The sequence below is a fragment of the Rhodoferax sp. GW822-FHT02D07 genome, from assembly GCF_058802405.1.
Genome location: NZ_JBXAOD010000001.1, coordinates 108,817 through 125,556, shown reverse-complemented (window position 1 = coordinate 125,556; position 16,740 = coordinate 108,817). Strand labels below are relative to the sequence as shown.

At 63.9% G+C, this 16,740-nt stretch carries 13 protein-coding genes; 8 read left to right on the top strand and 5 right to left on the bottom strand.

Translation table 11 applies throughout. The features are described from left to right. Window positions 1-6: 6 nt before the first annotated feature. Window positions 7-3,933 carry a DUF3683 domain-containing protein gene (locus AC1RNN_RS00645; protein WP_493086847.1) on the bottom strand — a complete coding sequence of 1,309 codons (3,927 nt, stop codon included), beginning with the start codon at window positions 3,931-3,933 and terminating at the stop codon, window positions 7-9. A 200-nt stretch (window positions 3,934-4,133) separates the two neighbouring features. On the opposite strand from AC1RNN_RS00645, the gene ugpB reads away from it, so the two are divergent. The 5 genes from ugpB to ugpQ all read left to right on the top strand — a co-directional run bounded on the left by ugpB (window position 4,134) and on the right by ugpQ (window position 9,108). Further along, the gene (gene ugpB / locus AC1RNN_RS00640; protein WP_493086848.1) at window positions 4,134-5,462 is read left to right on the top strand and encodes a sn-glycerol-3-phosphate ABC transporter substrate-binding protein UgpB; all 1,329 of its coding nucleotides are present in this window, start codon (window positions 4,134-4,136) and stop codon (window positions 5,460-5,462) included. A 75-nt stretch (window positions 5,463-5,537) separates the two neighbouring features. Next, window positions 5,538-6,425, top strand: a complete 888-nt coding sequence (ugpA, locus tag AC1RNN_RS00635; RefSeq protein WP_493086849.1) for a sn-glycerol-3-phosphate ABC transporter permease UgpA — start codon at window positions 5,538-5,540, stop codon at window positions 6,423-6,425. 1 nt (window position 6,426) lies between these two features. Then, the gene (gene ugpE / locus AC1RNN_RS00630; protein ID WP_493086850.1) at window positions 6,427-7,278 is read left to right on the top strand and encodes a sn-glycerol-3-phosphate ABC transporter permease UgpE; all 852 of its coding nucleotides are present in this window, start codon (window positions 6,427-6,429) and stop codon (window positions 7,276-7,278) included. A gap of 52 nt (window positions 7,279-7,330) precedes the next feature. Then, window positions 7,331-8,347: a sn-glycerol-3-phosphate ABC transporter ATP-binding protein UgpC gene (ugpC, locus tag AC1RNN_RS00625; RefSeq protein WP_493086851.1), complete on the top strand. Its 1,017-nt coding sequence runs from the start codon at window positions 7,331-7,333 to the stop codon at window positions 8,345-8,347. Further along, window positions 8,344-9,108, top strand: a complete 765-nt coding sequence (gene ugpQ / locus AC1RNN_RS00620; RefSeq protein WP_493086852.1) for a glycerophosphodiester phosphodiesterase — start codon at window positions 8,344-8,346, stop codon at window positions 9,106-9,108. The genes ugpC and ugpQ overlap by 4 nt, the downstream gene beginning before the upstream one ends. 59 nt (window positions 9,109-9,167) lie before the next feature. Here ugpQ and AC1RNN_RS00615 read toward each other — a convergent pair whose 3' ends face one another. Continuing rightward, a complete protein-coding gene (locus AC1RNN_RS00615) occupies window positions 9,168-9,830 on the bottom strand; it encodes an HAD family hydrolase (protein WP_493086853.1) in 663 nt (220 codons plus the stop codon). A 26-nt stretch (window positions 9,831-9,856) separates the two neighbouring features. Then, window positions 9,857-10,126: a hypothetical protein gene (locus AC1RNN_RS00610; protein ID WP_493086854.1), complete on the bottom strand. Its 270-nt coding sequence runs from the start codon at window positions 10,124-10,126 to the stop codon at window positions 9,857-9,859. A 74-nt stretch (window positions 10,127-10,200) separates the two neighbouring features. Between AC1RNN_RS00610 and hemA the strand changes: the two genes are divergently transcribed. Together hemA and prfA are read left to right on the top strand one after the other, a co-directional pair. After that, the gene (gene hemA / locus AC1RNN_RS00605; RefSeq protein WP_493086856.1) at window positions 10,201-11,460 is read left to right on the top strand and encodes a glutamyl-tRNA reductase; all 1,260 of its coding nucleotides are present in this window, start codon (window positions 10,201-10,203) and stop codon (window positions 11,458-11,460) included. 126 nt (window positions 11,461-11,586) lie between these two features. Next, window positions 11,587-12,696 (top strand): peptide chain release factor 1, encoded by a 1,110-nt coding sequence (gene prfA / locus AC1RNN_RS00600; protein ID WP_493086858.1) that lies wholly within the window; start codon window positions 11,587-11,589, stop codon window positions 12,694-12,696. 86 nt (window positions 12,697-12,782) lie between these two features. Here the strand turns inward: prfA and AC1RNN_RS00595 are convergent, their stop codons facing one another. Continuing rightward, on the bottom strand, window positions 12,783-14,747 hold the full coding sequence (locus AC1RNN_RS00595; RefSeq protein WP_493086860.1) for a methyl-accepting chemotaxis protein: 1,965 nt from the start codon (window positions 14,745-14,747) through the stop codon (window positions 12,783-12,785). A gap of 189 nt (window positions 14,748-14,936) precedes the next feature. Between AC1RNN_RS00595 and prmC the strand changes: the two genes are divergently transcribed. Further along, window positions 14,937-15,764 (top strand): peptide chain release factor N(5)-glutamine methyltransferase, encoded by an 828-nt coding sequence (gene prmC / locus AC1RNN_RS00590; RefSeq protein WP_493086862.1) that lies wholly within the window; start codon window positions 14,937-14,939, stop codon window positions 15,762-15,764. Between the two features lie 76 nt (window positions 15,765-15,840). Here the strand turns inward: prmC and AC1RNN_RS00585 are convergent, their stop codons facing one another. Then, entirely contained in the window at window positions 15,841-16,728 is an 888-nt protein-coding gene (locus tag AC1RNN_RS00585; protein WP_493086864.1) for a DMT family transporter, read from the bottom strand. Window positions 16,729-16,740: the final 12 nt, after the last annotated feature.

Sequence of the window (16,740 nt, the reverse complement as noted above, 5' to 3'; positions counted from 1 at the left end):
ATGGGACTACACCAGCACGCGTTCTATGCCTCCGGCGTTGGCAATTTGCACATAGTTCGGAAGCCAGTCCTTACCCAGAATCTGGTTGGCCATCTCGACCACAATGTAGTCGGCCTCCAGCAATCCGTTGTTCAGGTCGTTGCCGTAGCGGTTCAAGCCCTGCAGGCAGCTCGGGCAGCTCGTCAGGATCTTGATATTGCCTTCTTCGGCCACGGCGCCGCTGGCGCGCAGTGCGGCCTCGCCCTTGCGGATTTCCTCTTCCTTGCGGAATCGCACTTGGGTGGACACATCAGGACGCGTCACGCCCAGCGTGCCCGACTCGCCGCAGCAACGGTCACTCTTGAGCACCTGATCACCCACCAGCGCCTTCACGGTCTTCATCGCATCGCCCTGCTTCATGGGGTTGTGGCAGGGCTCGTGGTAGAGGAAGCCGCCCTGGCCTGCGGGCAGGGTGATGCCCTTTTCGAGCAGGTACTCGTGGATATCGATGATGCGGCAGCCGGGGAAGATCTTGTCGAACTCGTAACCCTGCAGCTGGTCGTAACAGGTGCCGCACGACACCACCACCGTCTTGATGTCCAGGTAGTTCAGCGTGTTGGCCACACGGTGGAACAGCACCCGGTTATCGGTGATCATTTTCTCGGCTTTGTCGAACTGGCCGCTGCCGCGCTGCGGGTAGCCACAGCACAGGTAACCGGGCGGCAACACCGTTTGCACGCCGGCATGCCACAGCATGGCCTGCGTGGCCAGGCCCACCTGGCTGAACAGGCGCTCCGATCCGCAGCCGGGGAAGTAGAACACCGCCTCAGTCTCTGCGGTGGTGGTCTGCGGGTTGCGGATGATGGGCACGTAGTCCGCATCTTCAATGTCCAGCAACGCGCGGGCCGTCTTCTTGGGCAGTCCACCGGGCATCTTCTTGTTGATGAAGTGGATCACCTGCTCCTTGATGGGCGCAGTGCCTACCGTGGCTGGCGGCTTGTTGGTCTGCTTGCGCGCAGCCAGGCGCAAGACCTGGTTGGCCAGGCGCTGGGCCTTGAAGCCCACGCCCACCATGGCCGAGCGCATCAGCTTGATAGTCTCAGGATTGGTGGCGTTCAGGAAGAACATGGCGGCCGCGTTGCCCGGCCGGAAGCTCTTTTGCCCCATCTTGCGCAACAGGTTGCGCATGTTCATGGTCACGTCGCCAAAGTCGATCTTCACCGGACAGGGCGATTCACACTTGTGGCAGACCGTGCAGTGGTCCGCCACGTCCTCAAACTCCTCCCAGTGCTTCACGCTGATACCGCGGCGCGTCTGCTCTTCGTAGAGGAAGGCCTCCACCAACAGCGAGGTGGCCAAAATCTTGTTGCGCGGGCTGTAGAGCAGGTTGGCACGCGGCACGTGGGTGCTGCATACCGGCTTGCACTTGCCGCAACGCAGGCAGTCCTTCACCGAATCGGCAATCGCGCCAATGTCGCTCTGCTGCATGATCAACGACTCGTGGCCCATGAGGCCGAAAGACGGCGTGTAGGCATTCGTCAGGTCGGCGTAGATGGTCGAGCCATCTGCAGTCAAATGCGGCGCAAACCCTTGTCCGTCCTGCGCTGACTGCTCCTGATTACGTAGCAGTTTTCCCTTGTTGAAGCGCCCTTCGGGGTCCACCTTGGCCTTGTAGGCAATGAACGGAGCCAGCTCGGCTTCGCTCAAAAACTCCAGCTTGGTGATGCCAATGCCGTGCTCGCCAGAGATCACACCATCCAGGCTGCGCGCCAGCGCCATGATGCGTTTCACAGCGCCATGGGCGGACTGCAACATCTCGTAGTCGTCGCTGTTGACCGGAATATTGGTGTGCACATTGCCGTCACCCGCATGCATGTGCAACGCGACCCAGACGCGGCCCTTGAGCACGCGCTTGTGGATGGCCGTGCACTCGGCCAGGATGGCGTCGAACGCAACACCGGTGAAGATGGCTTGCAGCGGCGTGCGCAACTGGGTCTTCCAACTGGCGCGCAGGCTGTGGTCCTGCAGTTGGGGGAACAGCGTCTCCACGCCATCCAGCCAGCCCCGCCACTGGCCGCGCACCTGCGCCACCAGCTCCAGAGCCTGGGCCACGCGGTCTTCGAGCAACTCGGCACTGGGGATGTCGTTGGCGTCGTCCGTCTTGCCCAAGGGTAGATCGCTGCGCTCGAAGAACTCAGTCAGCGCGTCGCACAGGGCCAGCTTGTTCTGCAGGCTGAGCTCGATGTTGATGCGCTCAATTCCATCGGTGTACTCGGCCATGCGCGGCAGCGGGATCACCACGTCTTCGTTGATCTTGAAGGCGTTGGTGTGCTTGCTGATGGCGGCGGTGCGCTTGCGGTCCAGCCAGAATTTCTTGCGTGCCTCGGCGCTCACGGCCACAAAGCCTTCGCCACTGCGGCTGTTGGCCAGACGCACCACTTCGCTGGTCACACGGGCCACGTCGTCGGCGTTGTCACCGGCAATGTCGCCCACCAGCACCATCTTGGGCAGGCCGCCGCGCTTGCTCTTGGTGGCATAGCCCACAGCCTTGAGGTAGCGGTCGTCCAGATGCTCCAAGCCCGCCAGCAGCACGCCACTGCGCTTTTGCTCGGCAAACATGAAGTCCTTGATGTCCACGATGCTGGGCACGGCGTCCTTAGCATTGCCAAAGAACTCCAGGCACACCGTGCGCGTATGGGTCGGCATCTTGTGCACCACCCAGCGCCCGCTGGTGATGAGGCCGTCGGTCCCCTCTTTCTGGATACCGGGCAGGCCACTGAGGAACTTGTCCGTCACGTCCTTGCCCAGGCCTTCCTTGCGGAAGGTGGCGCCGGGGATGTCCAGGCGCTCCTTGCGGATCGGCGTCTTGCCGTCGGCCTTGTAGTACTGCAGCTCGAAGCTGGCCACGTCCACATCATGGATCTTGCCCATGTTGTGGTTGATACGGGTTACCTCCAGCCACTCGGCCTGCGGCGTCACCATGCGCCAGCTGGCCAGATTGTCCAGCGCCGTGCCCCAGAGCACAGCCTTCTTGCCACCCGCGTTCATCGCGATGTTGCCGCCAATGCACGAGGCCTCGGCCGAGGTCGGGTCCACGGCAAACACGTAGCCAGCGCGTTCGGCCGCATCGGCCACACGCTGCGTCACCACGCCGGCCTCGCTCCACACCGTCGCAACATCCCGGTCCATACCGGGCAGGCGCTTCATCTCCACCTCGGTCATGGCTTCGAGCTTTTCGGTGTTGATGACCGCGCTCTTCCAAGTCAGCGGAATGGCGCCGCCCGTGTACCCAGTGCCGCCCCCACGCGGGATGATGGTCAGCCCCAGGTCGATACAGCCCTTCACCAGACCCGCCATTTCCTCTTCCGAGTCCGGGCACAGCACCACAAAGGGATATTCCACGCGCCAATCGGTCGCGTCGGTCACATGGCTCACGCGGCTCAGGCCGTCGAACTTGACGTTGTCCTTGGCGGTGAGCTTGTAGAGCAGCTTCTGCGTCTTCTTGCGCAGGGCGCCAACTTCGACAAAGGCTGCGTCAAAAGTTTTGACTGCCGCGCGGGCCGCCACCAGCAACTGGCCGACCATGGCATCGCGCTCAGGGTCGGTCTGCGGGGTACGGCGCTTTTCCACTTCAGACAGGCGGTGGTTCAGCGCGTCCACCAGCTGTCCGCGACGCTTGGGGTTGTCCAGCAGGTCGTCTTGCAGGTAAGGGTTACGCTGCACCACCCAAACATCGCCCAGCACTTCATAGAGCATGCGGGCGGAACGGCCGGTCTGGCGCTCTCCACGCAATTGGTTCAGCAACTCCCAGCATTGGGAACCCAGCAGGCGGATCACGATCTCGCGGTCGGAAAACGAGGTGTAGTTGTAGGGGATTTCGCGGATGCGTTCCTGCGCGTGCCCGTCCGGGTGGGCGGCGCTGAGAAGGTGATTGAGCGAGGTGGGTGCGTTCATCAGGATCTGTAGTTGCTGCCAAGGGCCCCCAACAGGCCTTTTTTGGTAGGTCTTAGATGGTACCGCACCGTCCATTCACGGGCTTTTCTAGTGGAAACCCCTGACCAAACGGTCAGAAGAGCTGGCGTTTAATCGAATTGACACAAATTTGACACGCCGCGCCCCTAGCATCGCGCCATTCTTTTTCAGGAGCCTTCCCCATGACCCACAGCACCCTCACCCGCCGGGCACTGGCCATCGCCGCTGTTTCTGCGGCCGCCTTCTCGGTGGCCCTGCCTGCACAGGCACAAACCGACATTCAATGGTGGCACTCCATGACCGCCGTGAACGGTGAGTGGGTGAACGATCTGGCCAAGGAATTCAACGCCAGCCAGAAGGAATACCGCATCGTGCCCACCTTCAAGGGCACCTACGACGAGTCCATGACCGCTGCCGTAGCCGCTTTTCGCGCCGGCAACGCGCCGCACATCCTCCAGGTGTTTGAAGTGGGCACCGCCACCATGATGGCCAGCAAGGGCGCCATCGTGCCCGTGGGCAAAGTCATGGCCGACGCCGGTCAGAAGTTCGACCCCAAGGCCTACATCCCCGCCGTAGCCGGTTACTACACCGCCCCCAACGGCCAGATGCTGAGCTTCCCCTTCAACAGCTCCACCACGGTCTTCTATTACAACAAGGACGCCTTCAAGGCCGCCGGTCTGGACGCTGAAAAAGCACCCGCCACCTGGGGTGAAGTCGCCCTTGCTGCCGCCAAGCTCAAGGCCAGCGGCCACAAGTGCCCCATCACCCTGGCCTGGCAAGGTTGGACCCAGCTGGAGAGCTTCTCCGCCTGGCACAACGTCGAGTTCGCCACCAAGCAAAACGGCCTGGCCGGCATGGATGCTCGCCTGAAGATCAACTCGCCCCTGCACGTGCGCCACATCGAGAACCTGGCCAACATGGCCAAGCAGGGCCTGTTCGTTTACCGTGGCCGTGGCAATGCGCCCGAAGCCAGCTTCGTCTCGGGCGAGTGCGCCATGATCACGACCTCCAGCGGCTTCTACGGCAACGTCAAGAAGAACGCCAAGTTCGGCTTTGGCCTGGCGCCCCTGCCCTACTACCAGGACGTGCCCGGTGCACCGCAGAACACCGTCATCGGTGGCGCCAGCCTCTGGGTCATGGCCGGCAAGAAGCCAGAGGAATACAAGGGCATCGCCAAGTTCTTTGACTTCATCTCCCAGCCCGAAGTGCAGTCCGCCAGCCACAAGCGCACCGGCTACCTGCCCGTTACCACTGCAGCCTACCAGCTCACCGACAAATCCGGCTTCTACAAGGAAAACCCCGGCACCGACGTGGCTGTGACGCAGATGATCCGCAAGGTGACCGACAAGTCGCGAGGCATCCGCTTGGGCAACTATGTGCAGATCCGCACAATCGAGGACGAAGAGCTCGAACAGGTCTGGGCTAGCAAGAAGACGGCCAAGGAAGCCCTGGACAGCATCGTCAAGCGTGGCGACGAGCTGCTGGAGCGCTTCGAAAAAGCAAACAAATAAGCGGCTGAGTTAGCATCTTCGAAGTGGCGGCATGGGCCGCCACTTTGCATTTCTGGACGGAGCGGAATCAAGCCTATGGCGGTCGAAAAAAGAGTGGTTTTCAAGTCGGCGTGGCTGCCCTGGGTGCTTCTGGCACCGCAGGTCTTCATCATTGCCGTGTTCTTCTTCTGGCCGGCAGCGCAGGCCCTGCTGCAGTCGGTGCAGCAAAGTGATGCCTTCGGGACCTCGGTCAGCTTTGTGGGCATGGAGAACTTCCGCAACCTCTGGAACGATGCCTCCTACCTCGCCTCCTTCCAGACCACGGCCGTGTTCTCGGCCCTGGTAGCGGTGCTGGGCTTGGCGCTATCACTCACGCTGGCCATCTTTGCGGACCGGGTGGTGCGCGGCTCGGGCGTCTACCGCACCTTCCTGATCTGGCCCTACGCAGTGGCTCCCGCCGTGGCGGGCGTGCTGTGGCTGTTCATGTTCTCGCCCAGCATCGGCATCCTGTCCTACTGGCTTCGCGAAGCTGGCATTGGCTGGGACCCGCTGCTCAACAGCAACCACGCCATGGCCCTGATCGTCATGGCCGCCGTGTGGAAGCAGATCTCCTACAACTTCTTGTTCTTCCTTGCCGGTTTGCAAAGCATCCCCAAATCGCTCATCGAGGCGGCTGCCATGGACGGTGCGCGCCCCTGGAAGCGCTTCTGGACCATCCAGTTCCCCCTGCTCTCGCCGACCACCTTCTTCCTGCTGGTGATCAACATCATCTATGCCTTCTTCGACACCTTCGCCATCGTCGATGCAGCCACCAAGGGCGGCCCTGGCAAGGACACTGCCATCCTGGTCTACAAGGTGTACTTTGACGGCTTCAAGGCCATGGACCTGGGCGGCTCGGCCGCACAGAGCGTGGTGCTGATGTTCATCGTCGTTGCACTCACCGTCGTGCAGTTCCGTTTTGTCGAAAAGAAAGTGAGCTACTGATATGGTCGAACGACGGCTCACCCTGGGCATTCTGGCCCATGTCATCCTGGTGCTGGGCGTGCTTATCGTGGCATTTCCCATCTACATGACCTTTGTAGCCTCCACCCACACCACCGAGGCTGTGGTGCAAGTCCCCATGCCCATGCTGCCGGGCTCGCACCTGCTGGACAACTACGCCACCGCCCTCTCCGGCGAGCGCACCGGCACCGGCTCGCACGCATCGGTCGGCCACATGATGCTGGTGAGCCTGATCACCGCCATGGTGATCGCGATTGGCAAGATCGCCATCTCGCTGCTCTCCGCCTTTGCCATCGTGTACTTCCGCTTTCCCCTGCGCATGTTCTTCTTTTGGGCCATCTTCGTGACGCTGATGCTGCCGGTGGAAGTGCGCATTGGGCCAACCTACCAAGTGGTAGCGGATCTGGGCCTGCTCAACAGCTATGCGGGCCTGACCGTGCCGCTGATTGCATCGGCCACAGCCACCTTCCTGTTCCGCCAGTTCTTCTTGACCGTGCCCGATGAACTGGTGGAAGCTGCGCGTGTGGATGGCGCTGGGCCGCTGCGCTTCTTCAAGGACATCCTGGTTCCCCTGTCGCGTACCAGCATTGCGGCCCTGTTTGTGATCCAGTTCATCTATGGCTGGAACCAGTATCTGTGGCCGCTGCTGGTCACCACCGAAGAGAGCATGTACCCAGTGGTTATCGGCATCAAGCAGATGATTTCTGGTGGCGATGCGCAGACCGAATGGAACATCGTCATGGCCACTGCCATGCTGGCCATGCTTCCGCCGGCGCTGGTGGTGATCTTGATGCAAAAGTGGTTTGTCAAAGGCTTGGTGGATACCGAAAAATAAGCACGGCCCCACCCACGACGACAACCCCCTACAACCCAGAACTGACTGATTTATGGCTTCCATCGAACTCAACAACGTCATCAAGCGCTACGGTAGCGGCAAGACCGCCAACCAGGTCATCCACGGCGTCAACGCACAGATCGCTGATGGCGAATTCATCGTGATCGTTGGCCCCAGCGGCTGCGGCAAGTCCACACTCCTGCGCATGGTGGCCGGCCTCGAAGAAATCAGCGAGGGCCAGATCTCCATTGGCGGGCGCGTGGTCAACGACCTGGAGCCCTCCGACCGCGACATCGCCATGGTGTTCCAGAACTACGCGCTCTACCCGCACATGAGCGTGTTCGAGAACATGGCCTACGGCCTCAAGATCGCCAACGTGCCCATGGACGAGATCAAGGCGCGCGTGGACAAGGCGGCCAAGATCCTGGAACTGGGCCAGTATTTGGAGCGGAAACCCAAGGCCCTGTCTGGCGGGCAGCGCCAGCGTGTGGCCATGGGCCGCGCCATCGTGCGCCAGCCTCAGGTCTTTTTGTTTGACGAACCGCTCTCCAACCTGGACGCCAAGTTGCGCGCCCAGACGCGCCTGGAAATCCAGAAACTGCACCGCGAGCTGGGTATCACCAGCCTGTTTGTCACCCATGACCAGGTGGAAGCCATGACCCTGGCCCAGCGCATGATCGTCATGAACGGCGGCGTGATGGAACAGTTCGGCACCCCCGAAGAGGTCTACACCCGCCCGGCCAGCACCTTTGTGGCCAGCTTCATCGGCTCGCCGCCCATGAACCTGCTCAAGAACGCGCCCGGCACCGAACCCAGCACCGTCACCGGCGTGCGCCCCGAGCATCTGGACGTGAGCGACAGCGGCTGGGCCATTCGCGTGGAGGCCGTGGAAATGCTGGGCGCCGAACGCCTGGTCTATGGCCGCTGGAACCATATGGATTCGGAAGAGAGCATGATCGTCCGCATCGAGGAATCTCAGCCCGTGCCGGCCTTGGGCAGCGTGCTGCACGTGATTCCCCGCGCTGACCGTATTCACCACTTCGATGCCGCCAGCGGCAAACGCCTATGACACAACCCCACTGGCCCTACCCGCGCTGGGTGGCCCACCGCGGCGCCGGCAAACTGGCACCAGAGAACACCTTGGCCGCCTTCCGCCTGGGCGCGCAATACGGCTACCGCATGTTCGAATGCGATGTGAAGCTCAGTGCCGATGGTGTGCCCTTCCTCATGCACGACGCCACGCTGGCGCGCACCACCAATGCCCGCAACGCCCTGCCCACCGGCGCCAGCCCCACCGGGGGCGACCACGCCTGGGGTTCGCTGGCGCAGTTGGACGCCGGCAGCTGGCACAGCCGCAGCTACGCGGGCGAACCGCTGGCCACGCTGGACGCCATCGCGGCCTACTGCCTGCGCAACGGCCACTTCCTCAATATCGAGATCAAGCCCACCCCGGGCACCGAGCGCCACACAGGCGAGGTGGTGGCCACCCACGCCGCCCGCCTCTGGCAAGGCCAGGCGGTGCCGCCCCTGCTCACCTCCTTCGACCCCGAGGCGCTGGAAGGCGCCCAGGCCACGGCGCCCGGCCTGCCACGTGGCCTGCTGCTGGACACGCTGTGGAGCGGGTGGCTGGAAACCGCGCTACGCCTGGGCTGCCAGGCCATCGTCTGCAACCACGCGCTGTGGGACCGCAGCACGGTTACCCAAGCGCAGAGCGCGGGTTTACGCACCCTGAGCTACACCGTCAACGACGACTGGGCCGCGCAACGCCTGATGGATCTGGGCACGGACGGCATCATCACCGACCGGGTCGACCTCTTCAGCCCTGTCTGACTGCTACACAAACCATAGCTGCTTGCGCAGATAGCACAAGGGCTAACGGTCCTTTCGCTCTATTTCTGCGTGAGCACCCAACGCACGGCATCCTGCATGCTGGGCAGAGTCACGGTGGCCGCGCTGAAATCGTGCCCAGCCGACATCTCGGTCGGAATGGCCACGCAGGCCATGCCCGCGGCAATGGCGGCGGCCACGCCGTGCTCCGTGTCCTCAAAAGCCACCACGTCCTGTGCGGCCAGGCCCATGCGCTGCAGGGCCAGCAGGTAGCAATCCGGTGCCGGCTTGCTGTGCACCACGTCGTCGGCCGACACCACGGTTTCAAACACCGGCGTCAGGGCGTGGGAGCGCAGTGTGGCGTCGATGGCATAAGCGCGGGCGCCAGTCACCACGCCCAGGCGCAAGCTGGCGGCCTGCAGCCGGGCGATGGACTCCCGCACACCCGGCATCAGCGGGAAGGCGTTGTCCCGCAGGTAGGTTTGGGAGCTCTCGTTCTTCAGCCGGGCCAAGACCTGGGGCTGCTCTTTTACGCCAAAGCGCTCCACCAGATCAACGGCGTTGGCATCGGTGGGGACGCCGGCGTAAAAACCCTTGTACTGCGCCAGCGTCAGCGCAAAGCCATAGGGCGCCAGCACCTGGTTCCAAAGGGCGAAATGTTGACCCTCGGACTCGACCAAAGTGCCATCGTGGTCAAAAAGTACAGCCTGGAAGCGGGTTGACATAGGTCAATATTTGATGAAACGGCCCATCAACGGCGCAGCGCCCACCACTGGCTGGTGGCGCAGGCCAGCACCAGCGCGGCGTAGCTCAGCATCTTGCCGTCGCGGCCAAAGAACACCAGGCCGACCAGCAGCGCCAGCAGGCCCACTACAAAATTGATAGCTATTTGCGCAAATCGGGTGCGGGCTGGAGCCTTGTTTCGCATCAAGGCGGGAGCCAGAAAGGCCAGCACGCCGGCCACCAGCAAGGCCGGCGCAGCAAAGTTCAGCAGGTGGTTGAGCAGGTCCAAGGGGCCCATGGCGGTGGCACAAAGGCCAAAGCAGGCCTGTCAGCGGTGAAAGGGTCTCGATTTTATAATCGGGGTCTACATATATGGCAGTCTGGGCATTAGGCATCAACCACACGACCGCACCGCTGGACATGCGGGGCCGGTTTGCGTTCGCCATCGACCAGCTCGCACCCCAGTTGCACGGCCTGCGCCAAAGCATGGTGCGCCCGCCCGAGGCCGCCATCGTCTCCACCTGCAACCGTACCGAGATTTACTGCGCGGGCGATGAAGTCGCGCTGGACCACACGCTGGCCTGGCTGGCCCGCAGCGGCGGTGTGTCGGCCAACGAGCTGCGCGCCCACACCTACCGGCTGGAAGACAGCCAGGCCGCGCGCCACGCCTTCCGCGTGGCCAGTGGACTGGACAGCATGGTGCTGGGCGAGCCGCAGATCCTGGGCCAGTTGAAGGACGCCGTGCGCGTGGCTGACGAAGCCGGTGCGCTGGGCACCACACTCTCGCAGATGTTCCAGCGCTCCTTTGCTGTGGCCAAGGAAGTGCGCACCTCCACCGAGATCGGCGCGCACAGCATCAGCATGGCCGCCGCTGCCGTGCGCTTGGCCGGCAACCTGTTTGAGGATCTGGCCCAGATGAAGGTGCTGTTTGTGGGCGCAGGCGAAATGATCGAGCTCTGCGCCACGCACTTCGCGGCCAAGAATCCCAAGAGCATTGCCATTGCCAACCGCACACTGGAACGTGGCGAGAAGCTGGCCAGCCGCTTTGGCGGCGAGGTGATGCGCTTGGCCGACCTGCCCGAGCGCCTGCACGAGTTCGACGCCGTCATCAGCTGCACGGCCAGTACCCTGCCCATCATTGGCTTGGGCGCCGTGGAACGCGCGCTCAAGAAGCGCCGCCACCGCCCCATGTTCATGGTGGACCTTGCCGTCCCGCGCGACATTGAACCCGAGGTGAAGGCCTTGGGTGACGTCTACCTCTACACCGTGGACGATCTGGCCAGCGTGGTGCAGACCGCCCAGGCCAGCCGCCAGGCCGCCGTGGCCCAGGCGGAGGCGATTGTGGACGCCGGCGTGCAGAGCTTTATGCACTGGGTGGACCAGCGCAGTGCGGTGCCCTTGATCCAGCAGCTCAATGCCCAGGCCGATGAATGGCGCACAGCCGAATTGGCGCGCGCGCGCAAACTGCTGGCCAAGGGTGAGAACGTGGATGCGGTACTCGAAGCCCTCTCGCGTGGCCTCACGCAGAAGATGTTGCACGGCGCGATGGCCGAGTTGCATGCGGGGGACGCTGCGGCACGGGACCGTGCGAGTTCGGCGATCCAGCACTTCTTCTTGCGCAATAGCCGTTAGCTGCGCTGGGCCCACTCTCCCCCAGCCCCTCTCCCCCTGCGGGCGAGAGGGGAGCTTTAACAGCCACATTTTGTTTTTTCGCTTCGGCCTGGGCCTTACCGGCGTTGCGATGTTCACCTTCTACCTATGAAACCGTTTCTTCGCCAACAACTTGCCCGTTATGTCGACCGCCAGGGGGAGCTGGAGTTTTTGCTTTCGCGCGAAGACATCATGAAAGACATGGACCAGTTCCTCAAGCTCTCGCGCGAGCACACTGATGTGGCTGCCGTGGCGAGCCGCTGGGTGCGGTTCCAGCAGCGTGAGGCCGACCTGGCGGGTGCGGAGGAGATGAAATCCGATCCCGACATGGCGGAGATGGCCGAGGAGGAAATTGCCAGCGCCACCGCAGAGATGGCCCAGTTGGAGACAGAGTTGCAGCGCATGCTGCTGCCCAAGGACCCCGACGACGCGCGCCCTGCGTTTGTCGAAATCCGCGCCGGTACGGGCGGCGATGAATCCGCCCTGTTTGCCGCCGACCTGGCGCGCATGTACACGCGTTACTGCGACAGTATCGGCCTCAAGACCGAGATCATGAGCGAATCGCAGAGCGAACTGGGCGGCTACAAGGAAGTGGTGCTGCGCATCGAGGGCAGCACGACCACCCACTCTGGCTCCTGTGGCGCCTATGGCATGCTGAAATTCGAAAGCGGCGGCCACCGCGTGCAGCGCGTGCCCGCCACTGAAACCCAGGGCCGCATCCACACCAGCGCCTGCACGATTGCCGTGCTGGCCGAGCAGGACGAAGTGGAAGCCGCCAAGATCAACCCGTCCGACCTGCGCATCGACACCTACCGCGCCAGCGGCGCCGGCGGTCAGCACATCAACAAGACCGACTCGGCCGTGCGCATCACGCACATCCCGACCGGCATCGTCGCCGAGTGCCAGGACGGCCGCAGCCAGCACAGCAACAAGGCCCAGGCGCTGAAGGTGCTGACCGCCCGTATCCACGAAAAGGAACGCAGCGAGCGCGCCGCCAAGGACGCCGCCGAACGCAAGAGTCTGGTCGGAAGTGGAGATAGAAGCGACCGGATTCGGACCTACAACTTCCCCCAGGGCCGCCTGACCGACCACCGCATCAACCTCACGCTGTACAAGCTGGACCGCGCCATGGAAGGCGACCTGGGCGATGTGATGGAGGCGCTGCAGGCCTACGAGGCTGCCGAACAGCTCGCTGCGCTGGAAAAAGGCCTGAGTTAAGCGTCCGGGCAACGCAGACTCCCACGCGCTCCAATCAAAACGCCCCACAAGTGCCTGCGGGGCGTCGCACGGGGAAGCGCGACAGATCAGAGCTTGAAGACGCCCACCACCTCGACCAGCTCGTTGGCCTGACTCTTGAGGCTGCTTGCCGCCGCGGCCATCTGCTCTACCAGCGCGGCGTTCTGCTGCGTCGCCTGGTCCATGGAGGTCACAGCCTCGCCCACCTGGGCGACGCCGGCGCTCTGCTCGCTACTGGCGGCGCTGATCTCGCCCATGATGTCGGTCACACGGCGGATGCTGCTGACCACCTCGGTCATGGTCTCGCCCGCCTTGTCCACCAAGGCGGTGCCCTGCTCCACGCGTTCCACACTGGTGCTGATGAGCTGCTTGATCTCTTTGGCCGCCTCGGCACTGCGCCCGGCCAAGCTGCGCACTTCCGACGCCACTACCGCAAAGCCGCGCCCCTGCTCGCCCGCGCGGGCGGCCTCCACCGCCGCATTGAGAGCGAGGATGTTGGTCTGGAAGGCAATGCCGTCGATGACACTGATGATGTCGCTGATCTTGCGCGAGGCCTCGTTGATCCCCTTCATGGTGTGCACCACCTGCCCCACCACCTCGCCCCCCTGCACCGCCACCGTGGATGCACTCATGGCCAACTGGTTGGCCTGGCGGGCGTTGTCGGCGTTCTGCTTCACAGTGGCATTGAGTTCTTCCATGCTGGCGGCGGTTTCTTCGAGCGCGCTGGCCTGGTGCTCGGTGCGCGCACTCAGGTCATGGTTGCCTTGGGCAATCTCGGCGCTGGCGGTGGCCACGCTGTCGGCGCTGCTGCGCACCTGGCCCAGCACGCCATGGATCTGCGCCACGAAGCGGTTGAAGCCGTTACCGATGGTGGCCAGCTCGTCCTGGCCGTGCACTTCCAACTTGGTGCGCAAGTCCGCATCGCCGCTGGACACCTCGGTCATGGCTGCGCTCAGGGCGCGCAGCGGCTTCATCAGGCGCGAGACCACCGTCACCAGAATCAGCGCCGTGGCCACCGCGCATGCCAGAGCCACGCCCAGGGTGTAAAGCGTGAGCTTGCGCGCGGAAGCCGTGGCCACGCGCTCCGGAAAACTCAGGCGCACCGCCCAGGGCGCCGTGTCCGGGTGGATCACCACCGGCTGCAGCAGGTGCACCACCTTGCTGGCGTCGGTGTACTCGTAAGGCTGGCCTTTCTGGATCGCCTCCAGCCCGGCGGCCGGAATATCTTCGGCCTTCTTGTTCACCATGGCCGCGTCCGGGTGGGTGGCGTACAGGCCGGTGTTGGACAGCAACACCAGACTGCCACCGTCCATAACGCGCACATCTGCCAGGATCTTGCCCAACTGCGTCAGCGTGAAGTCCGCGCTGCCCACGCCCTGGAAGCTGCCACCCACCAGAATGGGAGCGACCAGCGAGGCCATCAGCACGTCCTTGCCCTCAATGGGGTAGATATAGGGTTCGGTGAAGTAGACCTTCAGCGACTTCTTGGGAATGTCGTACCAGTCGTTTGCGCCCGGCTTGGGGTCGAAGACGATGGGTTCCACATGGAAGCCCCCATTGGGCTGGCGCGTCCAGTAGGGCATATGCCGGCCGGTATCGTCGTAGAGCGGGGCCTTGCCGGCGAATTCGGCGTCCTTGCCATCGAGCGCATTGGGCTCCCAGGTGACCGCCGCGCCCACGAAATCGGGCGAACTGGTCAGCGTGGCCTTGCTCATCTCGTCCACCTGCGGGCGCTGCAAAGGCAGTTGGGCCTCCTTGGTGCTGCGCATGGCCGCAGCCAGCGCCATGACGGAGGACAGATTGGTGCGTATGCGCGTCTGGACTGCACTGGCCGCCTCGCGGGCCGAGGTGCGGGCCAGGTCCATTGTGGCGCTTTGCGCAGTGGCACTGCTTTCCACACCAATCACCGTGGCGGTAATGCCCAGGCTGAGGACCACCAGCACCGTCGCAGCCAGGCAAATCTTGGTATTGAGCGAGAGCCGGCCCAGCCAGCCGCCGGACGCCTTGGAACCAGAGGACAATGCAACACCCATGTAACCACCTCTTTGCAAAGAGGGCGCCCCGCCAACGCCAATTCCGGTTTTGGACAACCTGTACTGTTATGCGAAATGACTGTACTGCATTTACCCGACGGCGCCGCACAAAAAATCAGGAAATCGCAAGAAAATCCGGCTTGACCCGCATCCATCGTGCGCAAGCAGCTCCTCATTTCATAGCAACCCATGGCTACCATCGCACACACCCTGAACGCCCTGCAGCAGCGGGGCCTGGACCTGACGGACGCCAGGCTGCTGCTGCTGCACGCCTTGGGCCAGCCGCGCACCGCGCGGGCCTGGCTGCTGGCCCACGATGCGGACCCGCTGCCGGATAAGGTGCACGCCGCGCTGGAGTTGCTGGCAAGCCGCCGCCTGAACGGTGAGCCCGTGGCCTACCTGACGGGGCGCCAGGAGTTTTACGGGCTGGACCTGCAGGTGGACGCCCGCGTCCTGGTACCGCGCCCCGACACCGAAACCCTGGTGGACTGGGCGCTGGAGGTGCTGGCACCGCAGCCCGGCGGCCACGTGATCGACCTGGGCACCGGCAGCGGCGCCATTGCGCTGGCCCTGAAGCACACCCGACCTGCCCTGCAGGTGCAGGCCGTGGACTACAGCCATGACGCGCTGGCGGTGGCACAGGCCAACGCGCAACGCCTGGGCCTGAACGTGGCATTTGCACAGGGCTCGTGGCTAGAGGACGTGACTGGCCCGTTCCACGCCATCGTCTCCAACCCGCCCTACATCCGCGACAACGACGAACACCTGCCCGCCCTGCGCCACGAGCCGCGCCAGGCCCTGACCGCCGGCGCCGATGGACTAGACGACATCCGCACCATCATCGACCAAGCCCGCAGCCGCCTGCAGCCTGGCGGCTGGCTGCTGCTGGAGCATGGCTATGACCAGGCACCCGCGGTGCGCGCACTGCTCATGGCGGCCGGATTCACCGAAGTGCAAAGCCGGCGCGACTTGGCCGGCATTGAGCGCTGCAGCGGTGGGTGCTGGGCGGCTGCGTAAGCGGCCTTGAGCAACAAAATAAGCCTCTAGCCCCCGTCCATAGTGCGTGAGCAGCTATCAACTCGATAGCGCTGTCTCAGCGCCGCGCCGTCGTCCACAGCGCAGCCAGCACAATCAGCGCCCCACCCAGCCAGCCCAGCGGGCTCAGGCTTTCATTCAGCCACAGCACGGCAAACAGGGCGCCAAACACCGGCTCACTGCTGGTGAGCAGGGCCACACGGCTGGGGGCGCTGAACTTCAGCGCCCAGTTCTGCGCAAAGAAGGCAAACACCGTGCAGCCCAGCACCAGGTACACCGTGGACTGCCAGAATGCGGGCTCTGTGGGTAGGGGCGGCAAGCCTCCAGGCACGGCCAGCGCCAGCCCCAGGCAGCCCAGACCAATCACGCCAGACTGCACGGCGGTAAGCGCCAGCGCAGGCGCCGTGCGGTGGCGCGTGAGCCGCGTGGTCTGGCACACGGTGATGGCGCGCAGCACGGCGGCCGCCAGCATCAGACCGTCGCCCCAGCCCAGCGCGCCCTGAAAGCCGCCGCTCAGCAACAGCGCCCCCAGCAGAGACACGGCGGCAAAGCCCCACAGGGCACGCGCCGGGCGCTGCCCCAGCAGCCACCACTCCACCACCGGCGTAAACACCACGCACAGGCTGATGAGGAAAGCTGCATTGCTGGCCTGCGTGTGGGCCACGCCATAGGTTTCGGACAGGAAGATGCACAGCATCAGCCCGCCCAGCGGCAGACCGGCGGCGAAGGCATCGCGCCGCTGCTGCGCGTTGGCGCGCCACAGCGCGGGCAGCAGCAACACCAACGTCAGCAGAAAGCGCACCGCCAGAAAACCCAGCACCGGGTAGTACGCCAGCGCACCCTTGGCCACGCCGTAGCTGGTGCCCCAGACCAGGGCGACCAGCAGCAGCGCCAGATCAGACAAGCGCAGCAGCGCGGTGGGGGGTGACAAGGCGGCGGTGCTCATGGCGCGGGCAAG